The sequence below is a fragment of the Neisseria sp. HMSC070F02 genome, assembly GCF_001814225.1.
GTDB lineage: Bacteria > Pseudomonadota > Gammaproteobacteria > Burkholderiales > Neisseriaceae > Neisseria > Neisseria meningitidis.
In genome coordinates, this window is sequence record NZ_KV815335.1 from 1 (window position 1) to 7,642 (window position 7,642).

Consider the following 7,642-nt stretch of genomic DNA (forward strand, 5'->3'; position numbering starts at 1 on the left):
CCAATGCGGGCAGTGCCGCACTGATTAATACCGCTGTCAACGGCGGCAGCCTGAAAGACAATCTGGAAGCGAATATCCTTGCGGCTTTGGTCAATACCGCGCATGGAGAAGCAGCCAGTAAAATCAAACAGTTGGATCAGCACTACATAGTCCACAAGATTGCCCATGCCATAGCGGGCTGTGCGGCAGCGGCGGCGAATAAGGGTAAGTGTCAGGATGGTGCGATCGGTGCGGCTGTGGGCGAGATAGTCGGGGAGGCTTTGACAAACGGCAAAAATCCTGCCACTTTGACAGCTAAAGAACGCGAACAGATTTTGGCATACAGCAAACTGGTTGCCGGTACGGTAAGCGGTGTGGTCGGCGGCGATGTAAATGCGGCGGCGAATGCGGCTGAGGTAGCGGTGAAAAATAATCAGCTTAGCGACAAAGAGGGTAGAGAATTTGATAACGAAATGACTGCATGCGCCAAACAGAATAATCCTCAACTGTGCAGAAAAAATACTGTAAAAAAGTATCAAAATGTTGCTGATAAAAGACTTGCTGCTTCGATTGCAATATGTACGGATATATCCCGTAGTACTGAATGTAGAACAATCAGAAAACAACATTTGATCGATAGTAGAAGCCTTCATTCATCTTGGGAAGCAGGTCTAATTGGTAAAGATGATGAATGGTATAAATTATTCAGCAAATCTTACACCCAAGCAGATTTGGCTTTACAGTCTTATCATTTGAATACTGCTGCTAAATCTTGGCTTCAATCGGGCAATACAAAGCCTTTATCCGAATGGATGTCCGACCAAGGTTATACACTTATTTCAGGAGTTAATCCTAGATTCATTCCAATACCAAGAGGGTTTGTAAAACAAAATACACCTATTACTAATGTCAAATACCCGGAAGGCATCAGTTTCGATACAAACCTAAAAAGACATCTGGCAAATGCTGATGGTTTTAGTCAAAAACAGGGCATTAAAGGAGCCCATAACCGCACCAATTTTATGGCAGAACTAAATTCACGAGGAGGACGCGTAAAATCTGAAACCCAAACTGATATTGAAGGCATTACCCGAATTAAATATGAGATTCCTACACTAGACAGGACAGGTAAACCTGATGGTGGATTTAAGGAAATTTCAAGTATAAAAACTGTTTATAATCCTAAAAAATTTTCTGATGATAAAATACTTCAAATGGCTCAAAATGCTGCTTCACAAGGATATTCAAAAGCCTCTAAAATTGCTCAAAATGAAAGAACTAAATCAATATCGGAAAGAAAAAATGTCATTCAATTCTCAGAAACCTTTGACGGAATCAAATTTAGATCATATTTTGATGTAAATACAGGAAGAATTACAAACATTCACCCAGAATAATTTAAAGGAAAAATTATGAAAAATAATATTTTTCTAAACTTAAATAAAAAATCTATAAATAACAACCATTTTGTTATTTCGATTTTTTTTGAAACAATTTACCAATTTGAAACTAAAGATACGCTTTTAGAGTGTTTTAAAAATATTACAACTACCGGACATTTTGGAGTAATAGGTGCTCAATATGAAAAAATAGATGCTACCAGATGGATTGGAGATTATGAAGAGGTAAATGGATTTGAGTATATTGATAAAGCTCCTTCTATTTATTTTTCAGTTGGAGATGATTTCAATCCTGAAGAATTAATTATACCTATTAATTTAGCATATCATTACTTTAATATTGCAATATCTGATTTCTTAATAGCTCACCCTGAATATCAAAAAAAGTGTAAAGAAATACAAAAAACATATTCTCAAACAAGCTGTAGCCTGCATGAAACCTAAAATCCATGCGTAAGGTGTGTGCTCCAGCACGCACGCGTTCCATGATTTACGGCTCAATGCCGTCTGAAAAGCTCAATTTTTTCAGACGGCATTTGTTATGCAAGTAAATATTCAGATTCCCTATATACTGCCCAGACGCGTGCGTGCTGAAGACACCTCCTACGCTTGCTGCAGAACTTTCGGGTAAAACCGGTGTGAGCATTAGCGCACCGTATGCCAATGAGAACAGTCGCATCCTGCTCAGCACCACGGATATCAGTTCGGAAAACGGCAAAATCAAAATTCAATCTTACGGTGAACAATATTACTATGCGAGACAGAGCGAACTCTATACCTTTGAACGCCGCAGCTACAAAACCGGCAAATGGTACAACCGCAAACACATTACCGAAGTCAAAGAACACAAAAACGCCAAGCCCGACGCAGTAAACCTCAGCGCATCCCAAGGCATCGACATCAAATCTGGTGGCAGCATCGACGCCTACGCCACCGCATTCGATGCCCCCAAAGGCAGCATTAACATCGAAGCCGGGCGGAAATTGACACTCTATGCCGTAGAAGAGCTCAACTACGACAAACTAGACAGCCAAAAAAGGCGCAGATTTCTCGGCATCAGCTACAGCAAAGCACACGACACCACCACCCAAGTCATGAAAACCGCGCTGCCCTCAAGGGTAGTTGCAGAATCAGCCAACCTCCAATCGGGCTGGGATACCAAACTGCAAGGCACACAGTTTGAAACCACACTGGGTGGCGCAACCATACGCGCAGGCGTAGGTGAGCAGGCACGGGCAGATGCCAAGATTATCCTCGAAGGGATCAAAAGCAGCATCCACACAGAAACCGTGAGCAGCAGCAAATCTACTCTATGGCAAAAACAGGCAGGACGGGGCAGTAACATCGAAACCTTGCAATTGCCGAGTTTCACCGGTCCCGTTGCGCCCGTACTGTCCGCACCCGGCGGTTACATTGTCGATATTCCCAAAGGCAATCTGAAAACCCAAATCGAAACCCTCACCAAACAGCCCGAATACGCCTACCTGAAACAGCTTCAGACGGCCAAGAACGTCGATTGGAAACAGGTGCAGCTGGCCTACGACAAATGGGACTATAAACAGGAAGGCTTGACCGGAGCCGGTGCAGCGATTGTGGTGATTATTGTAACCGCTCTAACTTATGGATACGGAGCGGCTGCAGCGGGTAGCGTAACTGCCGCAGGAAGTAGTACAGCCGCAGCTGCAACAACGACAGCGGCAGCAACTACCACTGTTTCTACTGCAGCTGCCATGCAAACCGCAGCTTTAGCCTCCTTGTATAGCCAAGCAGCTGTAGCCATCATCAATAATAAAGGCGATGTAGGCAAAGCATTAAAAGATCTCGGCACCAGTGATACGGTCAAGCAGATTGTTACTTCCGCACTGACGGCGGGTGCATTAAACCAGATGGGAGCAGATATTGCCCAATTGAACAGCAAGGTAAGAACCGAACTGTTCAGCAGTACGGGCAATCAAACCATTGCCAACCTTGGAGGCAGATTGGCCACCAACCTCAGCAATGCAGGTATCTCAGCTGGTATCAATACCGCCGTTAACGGCGGCAGTTTGAAAGACAACTTAGGCAATGCCGCATTGGGAGCATTGGTTAATAGCTTCCAAGGGGAAGCCGCCAGCAAAATCAAAACAACCTTCAGCGACGATTATGTTGCCAAACAGTTCGCCCACGCTTTGGCGGGTTGTGTTAGCGGACTGGTACAGGGAAAATGTAAAGATGGGGCAATTGGCGCAGCAGTTGGGGAAATCGTAGCTGAATCCATACTTGGCGGCAGAAACCCTGCTACACTCAGCGATGCAGAAAAGCATAAAGTTATCAGTTACTCGAAGATTATTGCGGGCAGCGTGGCGGCACTCAACGGCGGCGATGTGAATACTGCGGCGAATGCGGCTGAGGTAGCTGTGGTGAATAATGCTTTGAATTTTGACAGCACCCCTACCAATGCGAAAAAGCATCAACCGCAGAAGCCCGACAAAACCGCACTGGAAAAAATTATCCAAGGTATTATGCCTGCACATGCAGCAGGTGCGATGACTAATCCGCAGGATAAGGATGCTGCCATTTGGATAAGCAATATCCGTAATGGCATCACAGGCCCGATTGTGATTACCAGCTATGGGGTTTATGCAGCAGGTTGGACAGCTCCGCTGATCGGTACAGCGGGTAAATTAGCTATCAGCACCTGCATGGCTAATCCTTCTGGTTGTACTGTCATGGTCACTCAGGCTGCCGAAGCGGGCGCGGGAATCGCCACGGGTGCGGTAACGGTAGGCAACGCTTGGGAAGCTCCAGTAGGAGCGTTGTCGAAAGCGAAGGCGGCTAAGCAAGCTGCTCCTAAAGAAACAATAAACAATTTGGCAAATTTAGCCAAAGCAGAACAGCAGATTTTATTCCGTATTGCCCAACGCGATACGCAACTGGATGCATGGAAGACGGGATTTAACAATAGAGTAAGGAAAGGAGCAGGCTTGCTTGATGCAAGTAATATTCCGATAACCATTAACGGAAAAACCATCAAACCTGTACAAGCCATAAGCTTAAAGGGAGCACCCGTTTACAGCGGCGTAAGCGAACAGGAGATTTTTGCGCTTTATCGGCAGATGACTGGCCAGAATCCGAATTTTAGAGTTTTGCCTGACGGAAGATTAGCAAATGGCATTATCAGTACTGGAGAATGGGCAGGAACAAAAATTGCATTAAGAAATTTTTCAAAAACAGAGAATTCAACTCAAGCACGATGGACATTAGATTTGCAGAATCCTCCATCATTTATTAAAGGTACTAAATTGGAGCTTAAATTCCAATAATTTACAAAGGATTTTACCGTGGATGAGAAACAAAAAATTAAGATTCTTGATTTTCAAATCGATTTATCCTCAATTTTTAACTCTTATAAAAATCAAATGGGTATTAATATTCAAGATAAAAACTTAAAAAACAATTTCTGTTCTTTTATGGAAGAACTGTTAAATGACGGTTCAATCCGTTTACATGATTATACCGACGGTATCGGAATTCCTCTAACTGGAACTTCAAAAGAACAAGTGCAGAAATTGAAAGACATATGGCCTACTTTGGAAGATGCCCAAGCAATATGGCCTGAAGACCCTTGGTATTACTTAGAATGGCTTTGGTGGGATATTGCGTGTCCAATAGATTTGGCCGATTTGCCGAATATTGATATTTATGAGCAAGCGTAGGTATGGTTAGCCGCCTTTAGCGGCGTAACCGTACGCATATCAGCAAACTTTATAAAATAACAAGGCCGTCTGAAATCTGTTTTTCAACTTTTTCAGACGGCCTTGCAACTTGGCATTTCATTCGTACGGTTACGCCGCTAAAGGCGGCTAACCGTACCTACGAGCTCTGATAAAAATGATTTATGGAAGCAAGCTGTAGCCTGCATGAAACCTAAAATCCATGCGTAAGGTGTGTGCTCCAGCACGCACGCGTTCCATGATTTACGGCTCAATGCCGTCTGAAAAGCTCAATTTTTTCAGACGGCATTTGTTATGCAAGTAAATATTCAGATTCCCTATATACTGCCCAGACGCGTGCGTGCTGAAGACACCTCCTACGCTTGCTATTTGAAACAGCTCCAAGTCACCAAAGACGTCAACTGGAACCAGGTACAACTGGCGTACGACAAATGGGACTATAAACAGGAAGGCTTAACCGGAGCCGGAGCAGCGATTATTGCGCTGGCTGTTACCGTGGTTACTGCGGGCGCGGGAGCCGGAGCCGCACTGGGCTTAAACGGCGCGGCCGCAGCGGCAACCGATGCCGCATTCGCCTCGCTGGCCAGCCAAGCTTCCGTATCGCTCATCAACAATAAAGGCGATGTCGGTAAAACCCTGAAGGAGCTGGGCAGAAGCCGCACAGTGAAAAAACTGGTTGTAGCAGCGGCCATCGCAGGCGTATCCAACAAAATCGGTGCTTCCTCCCTTGCCACTTGGAGCGAAACCCCTTGGGTAAACAACCTCAACGTCAACCTGGCCAATGCGGGCAGTGCCGCACTGATTAATACCGCTGTCAACGGCGGCAGCCTGAAAGACAATCTGGAAGCGAATATCCTTGCGGCTTTGGTCAATACCGCGCATGGAGAAGCAGCCAGTAAAATCAAACAGTTGGATCAGCACTACATAGTCCACAAGATTGCCCATGCCATAGCGGGCTGTGCGGCAGCGGCGGCGAATAAGGGTAAGTGTCAGGATGGCGCGATAGGAGCGGCGGTCGGTGAAATCCTCGGCGAAGCCCTGCTGGACGGCAGAGACCCGGGCAGCCTGAATGTGAAAGACCGGGCAAAAATCATTGCTAAGGCGAAGCTGGCAGCAGGGACGGTTGCGGCGTTGAGTAAGGGGGATGTGAATGCTGCGGCGAATGCGGCTGCTGTGGCGGTAGAGAGTAATGCGCTTAGCAAGGAAAGAATGGATAAATTGACAAAATGCCTTTCCGGTAAAACTTGTTCTACTACGATGGAAAAAGTAAATGCCATCAAAAAGGATGAACAATTTAGCAAAGTAATTGATACGGAAATTCAAAAAGTCTGTTCTAGGAACCCATTGGGCGATGGTTGCAGAAACGGCATTAATATGTCTATTAAATATATTGCCATGCCTGCTGCGTGGAAGTATATGCCTACGGATGTATCACGGGTTGCCAAAGAAGTTTTTGGCTATTTATATAACTCACAAGGGGCATCTACAAGATTTGACAAGTATTTCAACACCATTGACAATCGTGCAGATTTCTTTGCTGCCAGCAATCTTTATGAGCAAAATTTGGGTTCAAAAGCACGATGGTTTGGTGGAGCTGATTTTGTATCGCGTGCTGCTATAACTGGGTTAGGGGCAGACGGAGAAGCTTCTTATATAACTTTTGCGGCAGGTAAAGTTGTTGGTAATCCTCCAATTTATGAATGGAGGGCTGCGTCAGGCAATGCACTGATAGTAAATGGATTTTATAATTTTAGAGACTTGTTCAATAAAAAAACTAATCCTAGGGAGTGGGATATTCAACAGTTGAAAAGCGAGCAAAAGTTATTACAGCCTATTCACCAAAAATATTTGAGTAATGAGAAGGATTATTTGTCATTGATTAAAGGGGTAACATCAAATAAGATATTTTCAATAATTCCAAATCCTTTAGATGAGAGGAAAAAAATAGAGGATGGAATTAATATGTTAGATTACAAATCTAGAATTAAATATGGTTGTAAGCTTATGGGATATTCTGAGAAACAGGGATGCAAGCCATGAATAAAAATTATTTATTTTATCTTATTCAAAATATTAAATCTATTTTCTTAATAGGTGGAGTATTTTTTGGCCTTTTAATTTTTTCAGGTTTATGGGGTAATGATTTTAAACTATCTTTTTTAGGGGTAATAGATTTTATATTTGGGATGGTAGGGGGTGGGTTTATAGTTATGTTATGGTTTCTAATTCCAGTGATATTATCAACTTTATTCAGATGGGTATTTCAAAATCAACTTGCTGTATCTGTCATATTAACCTTCATTGTTTTTTATACATATGGGTACTTTTCTTTATTTAATTCATCTGAAAGAGTCGGTAGTTTTTGGTATTTGGTAATCCCAACCATAATGTTTATTGGACTGTCTGAATGGTTTATCTATAAATCTAGCGTGCATAGTTTAGGTGAAAATGTAACTCCACGTTCCAATTGAAGAAAAAGATTGTCTGAAAACTAAATTTAATTTCAGATGACCTTAGATTCGGATTTCAAGTGCAACACTAGTGTATTAG

The 7,642-nt window shown here is 43.5% G+C and carries 5 protein-coding genes and 1 pseudogene; all 6 read left to right on the top strand.

The annotated features are described in order from the left end of the window. Positions 1-1,376 (top strand): DUF637 domain-containing protein (locus HMPREF2959_RS00005; RefSeq protein ID WP_083314104.1); only part of this gene is annotated, 1,376 nt, incomplete at its 5' end. A gap of 15 nt (positions 1,377-1,391) precedes the next feature. Next, complete coding sequence (locus HMPREF2959_RS00010; RefSeq protein WP_002237330.1) at positions 1,392-1,823, top strand: hypothetical protein; 432 nt, start codon at positions 1,392-1,394, stop codon at positions 1,821-1,823. Positions 1,824-1,966: 143 nt separating this feature from the next. Beyond that, positions 1,967-4,681 (top strand): DUF637 domain-containing protein, encoded by a 2,715-nt coding sequence (locus HMPREF2959_RS00015; RefSeq protein WP_002243799.1) that lies wholly within the window; start codon positions 1,967-1,969, stop codon positions 4,679-4,681. Between the two features lie 18 nt (positions 4,682-4,699). Continuing rightward, entirely contained in the window at positions 4,700-5,074 is a 375-nt protein-coding gene (locus tag HMPREF2959_RS00020; protein ID WP_002214443.1) for a DUF596 domain-containing protein, read from the top strand. Positions 5,075-5,458: 384 nt separating this feature from the next. Next, positions 5,459-7,132, top strand: a pseudogene (locus HMPREF2959_RS13410) (DUF637 domain-containing protein); the annotation flags it as partial. Beyond that, complete coding sequence (locus tag HMPREF2959_RS00030; protein WP_010980984.1) at positions 7,129-7,563, top strand: hypothetical protein; 435 nt, start codon at positions 7,129-7,131, stop codon at positions 7,561-7,563. The pseudogene HMPREF2959_RS13410 and the gene HMPREF2959_RS00030, both read left to right, overlap by 4 nt. Positions 7,564-7,642: the final 79 nt, after the last annotated feature.

What these genes read in the sequence shown, in the direction of transcription:
- HMPREF2959_RS00010 (WP_002237330.1), top strand. Translation starts at nt 1,392, where the DNA reads ATGAAAAATAATATTTTTCTAAACTTAAATAAAAAATCTATAAATAAC.
- HMPREF2959_RS00030 (WP_010980984.1), top strand. Translation starts at nt 7,129, where the DNA reads ATGAATAAAAATTATTTATTTTATCTTATTCAAAATATTAAATCTATT.